A 14,598-nucleotide genomic window follows, 5' to 3' on the forward strand; every position below is an offset into this window, starting at 1 on the left:
GGCGAGTGGAACTACACAATCAAATCAACTGTTTGAAATCTTATATGATTCCAGCCCCTAAGGCGGGTGTGTTGTAGTGGACTTTCTCGGGCTTGGCTGATGGGCTTGTGGTGGGGCTGGTCAGTGGTAGTCGGACGGTTGCTGGGCAAGATGGGCCTATCGCCGCGGCGACCGTCTGTGGCGGGCAGAGCTGGAAGAGCGACGAATGTTCCGCCTTTGTCGCGGCCGCGAAGAAGACCGGTCCGGTGGTGTACTTCGCCCCGACGAGGCATTGGATCAGGTCCGATTTTCACAGTGGGCACCACGTGGAGACGAATGGGCCTCATTACCGCTTCGTAGAAAACAAGCAGTTGAGTATCGGTCCAGAGCGCGCGCTCTGAAATAGAAGTTCTCCACAGGGGCATTAGGTGGTCCGTTTCTTATCCACAGAAACGAAAACTGGCAGCCCGACTGTCGGTGGCAGCCAGTAAAATCGGGTCATGAGCAGAAAACGAAGGCGACCGGAATTCACGGACCCCAACAAGCAACCATGGCGGACCATGCCACCCAGCGGGGTTCCCCTGCAGATGCTGGAGGAACTCGACCGGTACGGCCGAGCGGACGCTGACACCGCGCTGGCCGCGGTCGAGGCGCTGGACAAGGTGATTTCATATACGCAGGCGATGCAGATGCGGTTCATGGACCGCTTCACCAACGCCCGACCCGCCGTAGGTGCACCATTCTCCAAATACGCGGCCGGCGAAATCGCCGCAATGCTGACCTGGAGCCTGTCAGCGGCCCAGAAACGACTGAACTTGGCGTACCAACTCGTCCACGAACTGCCGGGCACCATGGCCGGGATGTCTCACGGTCACCTTGACTTGCGTAAGGCGTTCACGTTCGCGGACCAGGTCGGCCACCTCTCACCTGAAGACGCTCGGAAAGTCGAGGAGAAGGTGCTGCCCGGTGCCGACTCGAAAACGCCTCGATCGATCCGGGACAGGGCTCGCCGGGAGGTCATCAAGATCGACCCAGCCGCTGCCGAAGCCCGCCGCAAGAAACTGGTCTCCGAACGACGGGTGGAAAAGCAGCCCTGCGAAGACGGGATGGCGCTGCTGGGCGCGTTCCTGCCCGCCGAATCAGCGGAAGCGATCTACCGCATCATCGACACCATCGCTCGCAGCCTCAAAACCAAAGACGAGACTCGGACGATGGACGCTTTGCGAGCGGATGCGTTGACCGATCTGTGCCTGGGCGTGCCCAGCAACGTACGCACCAAAATCGAACTCCGCGTCGACGCCACCACGTTGATGGGCCTGGACAACAACCCCGCGATCCTGAGTGGATACGGGCCGATGACCGCGCAACGCGCCCGCGAACTCGCCGGCGACGAAAACAGCGAATGGTACCGAATCCTCACCGACCCCGTCAGCGGAGTGGTGATCGACCACGGCCGTACACGCTACCGCCCCACCAAAGCGCTACGCGACTTGGTCAACGCCCGAGACCAGCGATGCTGCGGACCCGCCTGCAACAGGCCCGCGGCGACCTGCGAGTTCGACCACACCACCCCCTTCCGTGACCCGCAAGGGAAGACCGCGTACGACAGTGCCGGACCGGCCTGCAAGTTCCATAACGACATCAAAGAACACGGCTGGACCGTCACCCAACCCACACCCGGACGTTTCCTGTGGACCAGCCCCACCGGACGCACGTACGACGTCACCCCCAACGACGAATACCCACCACCACCGTTCTAGCGGCGGAAAGGCGCCCTGCGATCCCGGGCTCACCACCGCCAGCGAGCAGGGGAAGGAGGTGGAGTATCCGGCGATCGTCAAGGCCGCGAAGAAGGCGGATGCTGTGGTGTACTTCGGCGACGAGGCGTCTTCGGTCGGACTTTCACAGCGGCACCACCTGGGCGCCGATCGGCCAGACCCCGGTGCTGGAGAAGACCGGGAACCGCAAGTCGATCGGCATGATCTCGGCGATTACCGCCGGCGGGTCGTTGAAGTTCGGTACGTTCACCGGGAACGTCAATTCCGGGGTGTTTATCGACTTCCTCAAGAAGCTCGTCCGCGATTCCCGTCGACCGGTATTTCTGATCCTGGACCGACACAAAGCTCATACCGCCGGTGTGACTACCGAATACGTCAACTCCCCACCAACGCCCTGGCCCGCCTCCAGAAACTGCCACGCCTGGTCAGGCATTCTTCGGCGACCCGCGCCTTCGATACATCACAAAAGTCTCTTAGATAACTGCCGGCTTAGTAGTTGATCGTCAACAAGGGTTTTCATGTCTCGCAATGCCTGCGCGACCTGGCTGGCCCAACACCATTGAGCAGAGTCGGTTTGTTTCGATAACAGCTTGCAATTCACGCAAGCGCGTGGGCGTTACACAATGAATGCGAAGCGCTGGTGTGGGGTGTCGTACGGCACCCAGGCGTCGTGGCAGGCCAGTCCGGTGAACGCTGGTAGCATTCCGGCGGCCTTTATTGCCTCGGCCTCGGCACTGCGATTCGACCTCGAGTGGGACGGATTCCGCGTACTGGCACGGAAAACCGGCCGTGGCGTCGTCGAGCCGGTCTCTCGCCGACAAAAATTCGCTGACCTGGTCATTTCCGGAGGTTGCGGCCGTGATTGCCGAGCACGTGCCGGCGCGGACCGTGATGGAGGGTGAGATTGTCCGGCTGTCGACCGCTGGCCGGCTCGACTTCGGGGCGCTATTGGGACGCAACGGCGCCGGGCGTCACGCTGGAGCCCTGGCGGTCGCAGCTCCGTGTCAATTCGTCGGATTGACCTGCCGGAGCTGGACGGTGAGGACACCGGGCACGTACACCACCTCGCGCATCTGTACGTCGACGATGTGGGCGGGCATTTCGCCGGGGCCAAGGCTGCTGGCGCGACCGCCATCGCCGAGCCGTAAACCAAGCCGTATGCGGACCGCAACTACCTGGTCGAGGACCTGGAGGACCAGCAGTGGGGCTTCGCCCAGCAGGCCGCCGACGTGCCGATCGAGGGCTCAGTGGGTTTCCGGCCTGACGTCCAGGTGCAACCAAATCCTGCGCTCGCGCACCTGACAGGGTATGAAAGTGGACTGGATGGCAAGGGCGAACGCTGGTGGCGACGTCCACGCCGAAGCGCGGGAATGCAGCTTCCATGCGCTCTACCTGCGCGAATATTCGCCGATGGTGCGGCTGGCCTACGTCACCACCGGTAATGTCGCGGCGGCTGAGGACCTTGCTCAGGACTCCTTCGCTGAGCTCTACCGGCGCTTCGACCAGCTAGTCGATCCAGTGGCGTACCTGCGCAGGATCGTGGCGAGCCGAGCCACCGGGTGGGTGCGCCGTCGGATCGTCGAACGCCGGCATGCCACGGCCGAACCCGGGCCGGCCACGGCAGCTAGCCGACCAGACGTGGTCGGACCGGACGCGGTGGCCGTACGAGCGGCGTTGGCGCGGCTCTCACCACGGCATCGGGCGGCAATCTTTCTGCGCTATTACCTGGATCTGTCCGAGAGCGCGATCGCGGACTGCCTGGGCTGTCGGCCCGGCACCGTCAAATCGCTCCTGCACCGAAGCCTGCGCACTCTCCGGGAGTACTTCGATGAGCACTGATTTGAACGACCGAATCCGGACCGCGTTGGACCACCACTGCGCGGAGGCCAGGATTTCCGATGCCGACATCGCGGATGTTCTCCGGCGGGCAAACTCCGGGCGGCCGGACCGCCGCGCCGGTCGCCTCCTTCCGTACCTGGTCGCCGCCGCGGTGGTCGTACTGGTGCTCGGCGCGGTGATCATGCCGCGGCTGCTGCCTAGCCCGCCCCGGCCCGCGGTCGCGCCGGCCGGAACGCCGGCGCTACCCAACCCGATCGCCGGGCTGTCCTTGCTCGCCGGATCTGTTGCGGCCAGTCCGCCCGGAGCGGCCATCGCCTACTACACGGCCGTGCCAGAGGCTGACCTCGGTTACGAACAGCCGATGATCCTGTCGGCGTACGGCGACAGATATCGCCGTCTCACCCAGGCCGACGACCGTGGCTGCCGCGGGGTGGACGATGGGCTGCCCCTCCTGGCCGGCCCCGCGAAGGCGCTGCTGTCTCCTGACGGTAGGCGGGTGGCAATCGGCGACAGCTGTGCGGCGCACGGCGACATCGAGATGGTCGACTTGTCCACTGGCCAGTCGCGGAGTTTCCCGCTTCTGAAGGGCCGCGCCGTACGGGCGATGGCGTGGTCGGCGAGTGGACGCTATCTCGCGTACCTCATCACCCCGAACGAGCACGAACCCCTCACCGGCACCTATCCGAACATCGTCCAGACCGGTAAGGGAATTCTGGGCCTGCTCGACGTCACCACCGGATCTACCCGGCAGTTTCCCGCGTACACCCAGGTACGTGCCGTGGCGTTTCGGCCGGACGGTCGGGAGATCGCCGTGCAGGACGGCGCGACGCTTCGGATCCTGGCAGCGGACGGGTCCCAGCTGCGGACCCTGCCGATCGCGCGCGACCATGAACTGAGCGACGCGAACGCCTGGTCGCCGGACGGGTCGATGCTGGTCACCGGCCCGCTGAGCGAGCCGCCGACGGGCCTGAACCCGACGCAGACGTTTCTCGTGGTGGACCCGAGTGGACTCGGGCGAACGGTTCCCAAGGCAGTCTCCCAGGCAAGCAATCCGTATTCGCCGATCCTGGGCTGGCGCTCGGCCGACAGTTTCCTGGTACGCGGTCCGTCCGGGCGTGACACCCGCTATCCGGACGATGCGCTGGCCGAAGTCTCGCTGCGTACCGGAAAATATCGAACACTGTCCATTCTGGACGGTGGCGCACACGGCGTCGGAGCTCTCCAGCTCGCCAGCAACCTGGTGCCCAAGATGACCATCGTCCCCGCCGGTGATCCGGACCGTGGGCCGTGGCCCGGTTGGGCACTGACGATGTCGGTGGTCCTCGTCCTGCTCGCCTGCGGGTGCGTCTTACTGGTCCGGCGGTTCGGGCGCCGGCGCGCTCGCTGAGACCTTTTCCCGGACGGGTCCGCTGCTTCGTGCGGTCGTCCGTGAGAGGGTTTCTCCGGTCACCACAGCTTCATACGAGCAGTTGATCCGAGAGCCGATCGACAACCAGTACAAGCAACTGCCGCCATTGCAGGCGATCGCACATTTGGTGCTGGGGCTGTAAAGAAGCGGAACAAGGAGCTCCGAATCGGGTGATCCCTCTGTGTCAAGATCAACTGAGGCAGGATTGATCTTGCTCTGGATGCGTTCCTGAGAAATTGGCCCAGCGGGTTATAGGACGCGTTCCTGGGCGTCCAACATTTCCTCGCCGTGTTCGAGGATCCACTTGCCGAGCGCCCGCATGGGGCCCTCGACCAGGCTGCGGCCCAGCGGAGTGAGCGAATACTCCGCCCGGGGCGGCGCCTGCGCGTACGTCTGACGTTCGACCAGCCCGTTGCCGGTCAGCCGCCGGAGCGTTTCGGTGAGCATTTTGTCGCTGATCCCGCCGATGGTGGTCAATACATCACCGCGCCGGAGCGGCCCGAGTTGCAGCGCCACCAGGACGACCGGATCCCAGCGGTGGCTGAACAGATCGGTGGCCGCGCGCAGCTGGCAGTCGGCGACCAGCTGGTCGTACGGGTTGCAGTGCGTCGTCATCACCCCGATTATCGCGCGCTGTCACCTACCGATTGGTGCGTATCGGGAAAACTATCGTGACCGCTATCCGAAAATCACTCGAAGAACAGGGCAAGAACCATGAGAATCGGCATTCTGGGCGCGGGCGTACTGGCCGCAGGACTGGCCACCGTCTGGCTGAAGGCGGGCCACGAGGTGACCATCGGCGCCCGGTCGCAGGGAAAGGCGAACGCACTGGCGGAGCGGTTGGGCGGCGGCGTACGCGCGACCAGTCCCAAGGAGGCGGTGGCCGATCAGGACGTGGTGCTGCTCGCCGTCAGCTACGAAGGCGTCGGGGAAATGTTGCGTAGTGCAGGTGCCGAAGAGGGCAGCCTCGCCGGTACGCCGGTGATCGACGCCACGAACGCGATCGGGCACGGCGTTGGCGTACTGCTGACCGAGCCGGGAACATCGGTCGCGGAACAGGTCACCGACATCGCCAAGGGATCTCGTGTGGTGAAGGCGTTCCACCTGTTCGCCTCCACTCAGTGGACCGCGCCGCGCGAAGGTGAGTCACCGGTCGTCGCGATCTGCGGTGACGACGAGACGGCGTTGGAGCGTACGAGCCAGCTGATCCGGGACGTGGGCGGCGAGCCGGCCGTACTCGGCCCGCTGTCCCGGTCCCGTCAGCTGGAGGAGGTCGCCGGTTTCGTCATCGGGCTGGCCTTCAAGGGCGTCGATCCTGCCCGGGCCATGCCCCGTCTCGGCGGCTGACCGCAGCGAAGTCTCTCAAAGACCAGCGGCGGCGCCTCTCAGGCACTGGGCGCGGACCTCTGCGCGTCGCACCTTTCCCGAGTCCGTCATCGGGATGGTGGGTAGGGTCCAGACGTGTGCCGGGTTGAGCGCCGGCGGAAGCGCCAGCGCGGCGGCGCGAGCGACCTTATCGCGGTCCGCCGCCGAGCCACAGACCGCCACACCGACCCGTTCTCCATACGCCGGGTCGGGAACGGCGAATGCCACGAGGTAACCGCTGACACCGCGGTCGGCCAGCGCCTGCTCGATGGTTTCGGCGTGTACGCGCATCCCGGCAACCTTGATGACAGTGCTGGTCCTGCCGACGATGGACAGGTGGCGGTCGGCATCCATCCGGACTATGTCACCGGTGGCCAGTGACGACCGCACCAGCCGGTCGCCGGTCGGGTCGATCGTCAACGGTGTCACGGACGGTCCGGTGAGAACAAGTTCGCCGTGGTCCTCTCCCGGTTGCGCCGGGCGTAGGGTCGCTTCGAATCCGTCCAGTACGGGACCGACAGACCCGGCGCGGGACAGGTCGGTCAGCACGTCGAAAGCGGCGATGCGCGCGGTGGCCTCAGTTTGGCCGTACATCGCGTAGAACTTGGCGCCGGCCGGGACCGCGTCCGCGAGCTGCCGTACGGTCCGGTTCCGCAGGGCACCACCGGTGTGCTGTAAATGCACCAATTTCTTTCCGTACGCGGTGAAAAATCCCTGCACTTGTAACGCTTCGTACATTGAGGGCACACCGGCGAACCCGTTGCAGCCGAGATTCACCACTGCATCGTAGGCAGCGGGTGCGCCGAAAGGCGCCGACGAGGTGACGAAGGTGGCTCCGGCCTGCAAATGTGTGTTGAGCACCGACAATGCGAAGCAGTAGCTCAACGGCAAGTGACTGTAGACGCGTAGGCCTGAGTGCAACTTGAGCCGGGAGACGACGGCCCGGCAGTTGGCGAGCAGGTTGTCGTACGTCGTCGCGACCCAACCAGGGGCGCCGGTCGAGCCGGACGTTGGCATGAGCAACGCGGTGCCGTCGGGTAACGGTTCGTCGGCGGCGGACTGCGCCAGCCGTACGACCGTGCGCCGCAGCGTCGCGTCGTCGACTCCGGTCGGATAGGCCACCGCCGTGACTCCGTCCCGCTGGCAGGCGAGATACTGCGCGATGCCGGGAATTCCGTTGGTTTTGGGGAGAAGATGGAAAGGTCTGGAAAGGTCGCTGGCAGCTCGAGTAACCAGCGAACGCAGTTCGCGGTAAGTGACCCGAACTCCGTCGACAACTATCGCGTCCGCGGCGGGCCGGCCGCGGGACAGCAGTTCGTGGTGTAGTTCCTGGCCGCGAGTGGTCGACTTCACGAGCTGTCTCCCAGCGCGGCCAGGGCAATCCGGTCAATCCCGCCGCCGGGTTGTCGGGGCAGTGAGGGGACGAAGAAACACCCGACTGGGAGCTGCGCGGCGGACAGTCGCGGCCGGGCCCACTGACGAAGAGCGCGGTCCGACAGGTGTTCGGTCCGTGCGACAACGGCTGCCACCACGCGCTCGCCAAACACCGCGCTGTACTGCCCGAAGACTCCCACGTCGATCACGTCCGGGTGCTCCAGCAGCGCGGACTCCACCTCGGTCGCGACGACGGTGACGCCCCCCACGGTCATGGTGCCGATCTGCCGGGGCGCCAGATACAGATACCCGTCCTCGTCGACGTGGCCGATATCGCCGAGGGTGACGTACCCGTCCGGGGTCGCCCGCAGCCGACCGGTCGTCTGCAGATAGGTCGCGGCGCGACGCCCGCCGGTCCGCAGGTAGACCGTCCCGACGATGCCGGCCGGCATCGGAAACCCGTTCTCGTCGGCGATTCTTACGCTGGTGAAGAAACCTCGCCCCACCGTGCCAGGACGCATCTCCCATTCATCGCCGCGGGCGATGGTGACACCGATTCCCTCGCTGGCCGCGTAAATCTCGTAGACTCGGGAGGCACCGAAATGCGCATGAACAGCGGCCTTGACGCGACTCGGGCAATGTTCCGCGCCATGGACGACAACCGGGCCGGGCCGGACCGAGTCGAGCCCATTCGGCCGCGCCAACAACGCGCCCAGGTGAAACGGAGTCGCCTGTATCCATTCGATCTCGCCGGTGGCCAGCATGTCGATGAGCAGCGCGGGATCGAACTGCTCCAGGACATAGTTGACGTTGCCGTCGACGATGCCTTCGATGAATGGTGTCAGTCCCGCCGCGTGATAAAGCGGGCTGCAAATGACCTGGCGTTGGCCCTCACGCCAGCCAGTACGCGGATAAAGACGCACCTCTCGCGGTCGAGTGCCGGCTAGCCGGATCGAGTGATCCAGGACGATTTTCGGCCGGCTAGTCGTACCGCCGGAGGCAAGCATGGTCACCGATGGACCCCACAGTGGCGGCCCCAACGGCACGGTCGGGTCGGTCTCAACCACTTTTCCCTGTGCGACCACAACAGAGCCGACCGTAGAGCGGAGTTCGTCGACGAGCGCCTGATGCGCCGCAGTGGCCGATCCGCCACTCACCACCAGCACCGACTGCTCGGTTCTGAGCGCGGCCAGCAGATTCGCGAGGTCGGTCCGGTCGTGCCGAGTCATGACCACCACGACACAATGCTTGCCTTCGGAGAACTTTCCTGCCAGCAGGGATGTTTCGCGCTGGAGCTCGGCCCATGTCACGGTGTCCCGTACGGTCTGCGTACCGCGCTGGGCGTAAAGGACCAGCGCGGGATCATCACCGCGTTCTCGTGCGTACGTCTCGATCGCCGTGTCGAGATTCATGTGTCGTCCGTTTCTCCGGTCTGTGTCCGCCGCCACCCCAACCGCTCCGGCATGGCGCCGGAGCGGTCGCGTAGTGAACCAATCAGTCGTCGCAGGTGCCGGAGACCTCGCAGCATGCCTCGCCGCAGCCACCGCAGCCACCGAGGCTCTCCGAGGAGACGCCGGTTCCGTGGGTGAACTCCTCGGTGAAGTCCGGTTTCGCAGTGACGATCTCGATCTCGTCGATGAGCGTTGACGGCCGCGTTAGCGCCATGGTCATGGGTTTCCCCTTTCGTTGGGTGTATTGCCGATGTCAGTGTCAATCCCGCGGCCTGGCTAGACCAGGCAAGTATCCTGCAATTTCCTCTTCTTCGAACAAAGAAACGTGCTACGCCATTGGCTGAGGCCACCGATTGAGGTCACGCATACGGGTGCGGCTCGACGCCGCCGGATGCGGATCGCGCAGCCGGCTGTGCCCCCGATACTGGACGAAGGGATTGAGGGACATTGGTTGCAGCGCAGGAATAAAGACACGTACCGCCGCACATCCCAGTGGAGCGAGCTCAGGTGGCGTGAGGTCAACCATATAGATTTGCATGGCATGCGCGGCCAAGGTGGCCGTGACGTCGTCAAGAGCCGATGCGTCGTCCGCGAAGGCTCGGGAGTGGATTTTGCTAGTAGGGCGGCGATCGAGGCCGTCGAGCAGGAAACGGAACGCCCGTCGGCGCGACGGCGCTCCCATCACCACGGCGTTGTCACTCACGGCGTGGTGATCGGCATAACGGCGTTGTCTGGGTCGGTCCAACAACAGCCGGTAGATCCCGCCGGCTTCCAGCATTGCCTTCGTGGCCGTTTCCGCGACGTCAAAGCCGCAGGCCGAGGCGACCAGCTGGGAAATCCGCGGATGATGCGGGATGTCCAGAACACAGAGCACCACCGGAATGCCCAGGTCTGTCGTGGCGTCGAAGAGATGCAGTGTCGCGCCGCGACGGCGATACCATTCGCGAAAGCGTCGGGCAGGCTCGTCGAGGATCTCGGGATCAAGAAGGGGTAAAGGCAGTTTGCGGAGCCACGCGGTCGCCAGCGCATCCCGCTCGACGACTTCCATAAGCCCACCAAGAATGGCTTTTGAAGTGGTTTGGTGGATCGCGCACCCAGTCGAGATTGGCAGCCAGAACTTCTCAGCCGGGTTCTTGACAGGAAGATGCTCCACCACAACGGTTGGCACGAGACGGACGGTACCCGAGGTCGTCTCGTACGCCGGTGCCCACCGGATAGGGGCGCCCGGGTCCGGCAGGTGGATAGGACATCCTGGTCGCCGGGCCTCGGCGGCGGATATCCTCGGCAGGTCAGCCAAAGACAATGCACTGTCGCCCAGTTCCTGCCCGGTGGCGGTGATGGAATTACCGCTGTAACGGATCGCGCTGTAGCGTTCAATCGCTTCCCAGATCGCGATCGTACGGGCCTTTTGCGCGTCGTCGACCGCTCGACCAGCGCCGAGAACGGATTTCGCACCGCGCCCGTTGAACGGCGGCAATCGGGCCGGATAACCGCAGGACGAGGCGCACACCGCAGTTCCTGGCGGCAACCATCCGCGGGTGTCGATGCGGACGATATTGTCCACGATCCCATACCGGCCGACCAAGCTCTCCGCAGACTGTTCTTGCTCGACTGCCAACGCCTCGGCATCGGCGACTGTCTTCAATGCGGGCAAGAAAAGACACCTCCTTGGGTACAGGTTCCTATGCTCGAACCGCTTTATGCGCGTCGTAGAGTTTGGTGTAGAGCCCGCCGCGCGCAAGCAGGTCGTCGTGGGTGCCTTGCTCGACGATTCGGCCTTGGGACATCACGACGACAATGTCGGCTATGCGCGCGGTGGAGAGGCGATGCGCGATGACGAGACTTGTGCAACGCCATCGCAGCACGGCCATCGCCCGTACCACGGCGAGTTCGGTGCCGCTGTCCAGCGCATTGGTGGCTTCGTCGAGGATTAGCAGCGCCGGCTCGGTGATGAAGGCCCGGGCGATGGCGATGAGTTGCCGCTGTCCCGCGGACAGTCGGCCCGCTGCCTCACCGACGACCGTGTCGTAGCCGTCCGGCAGGCCATGGACGAATGTGTCGACCTGGGCCGCCTCGACAGCGGCGCGAAACTCGCGGGGGTTGGCGTGCGGACGGCCGAAGACGATGTTCTCGCGAATGGTGGCGGAAAGGAGCCACGATTCCTGCGGTACGATCGCCAACCCGCGGCGTACATCCACACGTCTCGCCGTGCGAATGTCGACTCCGTCGAGCAGAACACGCCCAGTGCAGGGAAAGTGGAATCGGGCGGCGAGCGAGGCGAGCGTGGTCTTGCCGGAACCGGTGGCACCGACAATGGCGACCATCGATCCGGGTGGTGCGTACAGCGTCGCGTCCACGACAACCGGACTGTTCTTTGGATAGGAGAAAGTGGCTCGCTCGATCCGCAGCTCGCGGGTGTTGCGCGGTGGGAGCGGAGTCGGCTCGGCTGGATCCGGTGGCTCATCCGACTTATCCAGGAGATCGAAGATTCGTTCTGCCGACACCAACCCGGACTGCAGTAAGTTGGTTGTTGATGATGCCTGCAGCATTGGCTGCAGAAGCTGCCGGGCGTACTGAGCGCAGGCCTGTACGTCTCCGAGACTGAGCGTACCGGTCGCGACCCCCAAGCCACCGAGGGTGGCGATCAGCACGAAATTCAGGTTGACGACGAGTGTCGTGCCTGGCACGACCATCCCGGAGACCCCTTGCGCGCGAGCGGCCGCCCGGTACCAGGTGTTGTTGTGCCGGTCAAAATCGGCGAGGGCGGCGTCGGCGCGACCGAACGCGGTCACCAGGTCCATCGCCGACACCGTCTCTTCGACGTGTGCGCTGACCTCGCTCAGGGCCGACCACTGGCCGCGAAAATGCCGGCGTGATCGTTTGGCGATGATCGATACCAACAGTGCCGATGCTGGCACGCTGACCGATCCGATCAGCGCCAAGGATGGCGACACCGAGAACAGCATCGCCTCTACCGTGCAGATGGTGGTCAACGCTGTGAAAAGGACGCCGGCCGCTTGACCAATCCAGGTGGCGACGCTGTCGGTGTCGTTGGTGGCGATGCTCAGGAGGTCGCCGACTCGGCGGCCCTGGGACAGCGGCAGGCTGTGTAGTTTGGCGCCGATTTTGAGCCGCAGCCGCATGATCGACCGCTGGACCAGATGGTTCACTGCCTGCTGTCGCAGCCAGCCGAGCGCCGCGCTCATGAGGTAGATCGCGAGTGCGAGGGCAAGGAGCCGGTCGAGCGTCGGGATGTCCATCCCGACGCCAGGCACGACGTGTGCTCGTACCAGGATGTCGGCGAGCCGGGTATCGCCGCGTGAGCGCGCCGCGTCCGCTGCCTGTGCGAGGGTCTGGCCGAGCGGGAGTGTGCGCCCCAGGGCACCAGCGAACACCACATCGGTGGCAGCGCCGAGAATGCGTGGACCGACCGCTGCGGCGCAGGTCGACCCGACGACACACAGCACCACAGTCGCGACCTGCCACCGTTCTGGCGCCAGAAAGCGGATCAACCGCCACAAGGTCGGGAGCAGCGAGCGGTCGGTACGGCCCGGTGCCTTCATCGTGCCGCCGTCAGGTCGGCCTGGCTTCGCGCGATCCGTTGGTAGGCAACGCAATCGCGAATGAGCGTGGGGTGCCTACCGCGGCCCACCACCCGCCCCTGGTCGAGTACGACGATCTCGTCCGCCTCGATCGCCGTTGCCAATCGTTGGGTGACCACGACCGCGGTCGCGTGACGCAGAATGGGCCGCAGAGCCGAACGTACGTTGGTCTCGGTCAGGCTGTCCAGCGCGGAAAAGGCGTCATCGAAAAGATAGATGTCGGGCCGCCGGAGGACCGCTCGGGCGATGGCCAACCGCTGTCGTTGGCCGCCGGAAAGGTTTCCGCCCTTCGCGTCGACTCGTGCCCGGAGACCGTCAGGTAGCGAAGCGACGAAGTCCGCCAGTTGGGCGACTTTCAACGCGCTCCATATTTGCTCGTCCGTCGCCGACGGCGCGCCGTATCGCAGGCAGTCTGCGATGGTGCCGCCCAGCACAGACGAGTGCTGGGCGACGTATCCGATCCGCGCACGCAGAACTTCCGGATCCACGGTGCGGTTGTCCGTATCACCGACGAAAATCTGGCCAGGCTCGCATTCCAGGATTCGCATCAGGAGGAGAAGCAGCGTTGATTTCCCGGATCCGGTGCTGCCCACCACTGCCGTGGTGGTACCGGCCGCCACGGTGAAATCGAGGTCTTGCAAAACTGGCTGATCGGCGCCTGGATGCTGATAATTCGCGTGTCGAAGAGTAATAGACAGCGGACCTTTCGGCATCGGCGCGGGACTGTGAGGTCGCCTCACCGAAGTGGGGGCCAGCAGGACCGCTCGCAGCCGGTGGGCGCATGCTCGGGCGCGTGGAATGGCGACAGCGGCGTACGAGGCGACCGCTATCGCGCTTACCACCTGGGTTAGATAGCCCAGGCACGCTGACACCTCACCGACCTGGAGGCGCCCTTGGTCGACCCGTATGGCGCCTACCCAGATCATGGCGCAACTGCCAACCGCAAGCGCCAGTGCGATTGCACTCGGCGTGAGTGCGTATATGCGGCCCATCCGCAGCGCTGATCTGGCGAGGTTCTCGGTCACCAGCGACAGGCGTCGGTGCTCGGCGGCTTCCTGGCCGAAGGCTCTGATCACCTGTTGTCCGGCGGCCTGCTCGCGGAATACGCCGTTCATGTGGTCGAGGTGGTATTGCATGTCTCCGGCGGGGACGGCCATTTTGCGAAGCGCGACAAGGACGACGAGACCAGGTCCAGCAACCGCTGTCAGTAGGACCAGAGCCAACACGGGATCGGCCTCAATGGCGAGGATGACGGCACCGACGGCAGTAATCGGGACAGCTACGACCGTCGCGCTGAGGATCTGCACCAGCAGGAACACCTGCTGTACGTCAGCCGTCATCCGAGTAACAAGCGAGGCGGTACCAAAGACAAGCCGATCCGTCCCGGACATTCGCACGACTTTCTGGTAGACCGCTCGGCGTATGTCCCGGGCGAACCGCAAGGCAGCGCGGCGGCCACACAACATCGCTATGACCGCCACCATCACCTGCGCCGCGGTCACCGCCAGCAATCGCATTCCGACTGTGACAATGAACCCGAAATCGCCGGCCAGGATGCCGCGGTCGATCAGATCGGCATTGAGCCTGGGCAGCGCGAGCGCGGCCGCGGTGGACCCGATCTGTGCGAGCAGGACCCAGCACAGCAGCCGGCGTTGCTGCCACAGTCGGGCATACAGCGGGTCGCTCATCATCGCGTTGCCTTTCCGTCAGCCTTGCCGAAAGAATATTCATTTCGCGGCGTCTATGACCGCCGGACGAGGCGGCAATAAACCGGCAATAGATGTCACGCCCTTTTTCTTCCG

The 14,598-nt window shown here is 64.7% G+C and carries 12 protein-coding genes and 1 pseudogene; 6 read left to right on the forward strand and 7 right to left on the reverse strand.

Annotation, left to right across the window (positions count from 1 at the left end; genetic code table 11):
* Positions 1–479: 479 nt before the first annotated feature.
* The 5 genes from ABD301_RS40690 (at position 480) to ABD301_RS40710 (ending at position 4,983) form a co-directional block, all read left to right on the forward strand.
* A complete protein-coding gene (locus ABD301_RS40690; protein WP_344315369.1) occupies positions 480–1,739 on the forward strand; it encodes a DUF222 domain-containing protein in 1,260 nt (419 codons plus the stop codon).
* Between the two features lie 98 nt (positions 1,740–1,837).
* Positions 1,838–2,257 carry a transposase gene (locus ABD301_RS42690; RefSeq protein WP_390624101.1) on the forward strand — a complete coding sequence of 140 codons (420 nt, stop codon included), beginning with the start codon at positions 1,838–1,840 and terminating at the stop codon, positions 2,255–2,257.
* Between the two features lie 501 nt (positions 2,258–2,758).
* Positions 2,759–2,905: a hypothetical protein gene (locus tag ABD301_RS40700; RefSeq protein ID WP_163569459.1), complete on the forward strand. Its 147-nt coding sequence runs from the start codon at positions 2,759–2,761 to the stop codon at positions 2,903–2,905.
* A gap of 175 nt (positions 2,906–3,080) precedes the next feature.
* Positions 3,081–3,596 (forward strand): sigma-70 family RNA polymerase sigma factor, encoded by a 516-nt coding sequence (locus ABD301_RS40705; protein WP_163569458.1) that lies wholly within the window; start codon positions 3,081–3,083, stop codon positions 3,594–3,596.
* The gene (locus tag ABD301_RS40710) at positions 3,586–4,983 is read left to right on the forward strand and encodes a WD40 repeat domain-containing protein (protein WP_344315370.1); all 1,398 of its coding nucleotides are present in this window, start codon (positions 3,586–3,588) and stop codon (positions 4,981–4,983) included. The genes ABD301_RS40705 and ABD301_RS40710 overlap by 11 nt, the downstream gene beginning before the upstream one ends.
* A 270-nt stretch (positions 4,984–5,253) precedes the next feature.
* Here ABD301_RS40710 and ABD301_RS40715 read toward each other — a convergent pair whose 3' ends face one another.
* Positions 5,254–5,619 carry a winged helix-turn-helix transcriptional regulator gene (locus ABD301_RS40715; protein WP_344315372.1) on the reverse strand — a complete coding sequence of 122 codons (366 nt, stop codon included), beginning with the start codon at positions 5,617–5,619 and terminating at the stop codon, positions 5,254–5,256.
* A 90-nt stretch (positions 5,620–5,709) separates the two neighbouring features.
* On the opposite strand from ABD301_RS40715, the pseudogene ABD301_RS40720 reads away from it, so the two are divergent.
* Positions 5,710–6,351: pseudogene (locus tag ABD301_RS40720) on the forward strand (NADPH-dependent F420 reductase); the annotation flags it as partial.
* Between the two features lie 15 nt (positions 6,352–6,366).
* Here the strand turns inward: ABD301_RS40720 and ABD301_RS40725 are convergent.
* The 6 genes from ABD301_RS40725 to ABD301_RS40750 all read right to left on the reverse strand — a co-directional run bounded on the left by ABD301_RS40725 (position 6,367) and on the right by ABD301_RS40750 (position 14,484).
* Positions 6,367–7,722, reverse strand: a complete 1,356-nt coding sequence (locus ABD301_RS40725) for an AMP-binding protein (protein WP_163569453.1) — start codon at positions 7,720–7,722, stop codon at positions 6,367–6,369.
* Positions 7,719–9,155 carry an AMP-binding protein gene (locus ABD301_RS40730; RefSeq protein ID WP_163569452.1) on the reverse strand — a complete coding sequence of 479 codons (1,437 nt, stop codon included), beginning with the start codon at positions 9,153–9,155 and terminating at the stop codon, positions 7,719–7,721. The genes ABD301_RS40725 and ABD301_RS40730 overlap by 4 nt, the downstream gene beginning before the upstream one ends.
* Positions 9,156–9,237: 82 nt before the next feature.
* On the reverse strand, positions 9,238–9,414 hold the full coding sequence (locus ABD301_RS40735; RefSeq protein ID WP_163569451.1) for a hypothetical protein: 177 nt from the start codon (positions 9,412–9,414) through the stop codon (positions 9,238–9,240).
* Positions 9,415–9,522: 108 nt separating this feature from the next.
* The gene (locus ABD301_RS40740) at positions 9,523–10,848 is read right to left on the reverse strand and encodes a YcaO-like family protein (RefSeq protein WP_344315373.1); all 1,326 of its coding nucleotides are present in this window, start codon (positions 10,846–10,848) and stop codon (positions 9,523–9,525) included.
* Positions 10,849–10,876: 28 nt separating this feature from the next.
* The gene (locus tag ABD301_RS40745; RefSeq protein WP_344315374.1) at positions 10,877–12,757 is read right to left on the reverse strand and encodes an ABC transporter ATP-binding protein; all 1,881 of its coding nucleotides are present in this window, start codon (positions 12,755–12,757) and stop codon (positions 10,877–10,879) included.
* On the reverse strand, positions 12,754–14,484 hold the full coding sequence (locus tag ABD301_RS40750) for an ABC transporter ATP-binding protein (RefSeq protein WP_344315375.1): 1,731 nt from the start codon (positions 14,482–14,484) through the stop codon (positions 12,754–12,756). Before ABD301_RS40750 ends, ABD301_RS40745 begins: the two co-directional genes overlap by 4 nt.
* Between the last annotated feature and the right edge of the window lie 114 nt (positions 14,485–14,598).

The organism is Fodinicola feengrottensis (genome assembly GCF_039530045.1).
GTDB lineage: Bacteria > Actinomycetota > Actinomycetes > Mycobacteriales > HKI-0501 > Fodinicola > Fodinicola feengrottensis.

Excerpts from the sequence above, each read along its gene's own strand:
- ABD301_RS40705 (WP_163569458.1), top strand. The coding sequence starts at position 3,081 with ATGGCAAGGGCGAACGCTGGTGGCGACGTCCACGCCGAAGCGCGGGAA.
- ABD301_RS40745 (WP_344315374.1), bottom strand. The coding sequence starts at position 12,757 with ATGAAGGCACCGGGCCGTACCGACCGCTCGCTGCTCCCGACCTTGTGG.
- ABD301_RS40730 (WP_163569452.1), bottom strand. The coding sequence starts at position 9,155 with ATGAATCTCGACACGGCGATCGAGACGTACGCACGAGAACGCGGTGAT.
- ABD301_RS40750 (WP_344315375.1), bottom strand. The coding sequence starts at position 14,484 with ATGAGCGACCCGCTGTATGCCCGACTGTGGCAGCAACGCCGGCTGCTG.
- ABD301_RS40715 (WP_344315372.1), bottom strand. The coding sequence starts at position 5,619 with ATGACGACGCACTGCAACCCGTACGACCAGCTGGTCGCCGACTGCCAG.
- ABD301_RS40690 (WP_344315369.1), top strand. The coding sequence starts at position 480 with ATGAGCAGAAAACGAAGGCGACCGGAATTCACGGACCCCAACAAGCAA.
- ABD301_RS40710 (WP_344315370.1), top strand. The coding sequence starts at position 3,586 with ATGAGCACTGATTTGAACGACCGAATCCGGACCGCGTTGGACCACCAC.
- ABD301_RS40735 (WP_163569451.1), bottom strand. The coding sequence starts at position 9,414 with ATGACCATGGCGCTAACGCGGCCGTCAACGCTCATCGACGAGATCGAG.
- ABD301_RS42690 (WP_390624101.1), top strand. The coding sequence starts at position 1,838 with ATGCTGTGGTGTACTTCGGCGACGAGGCGTCTTCGGTCGGACTTTCAC.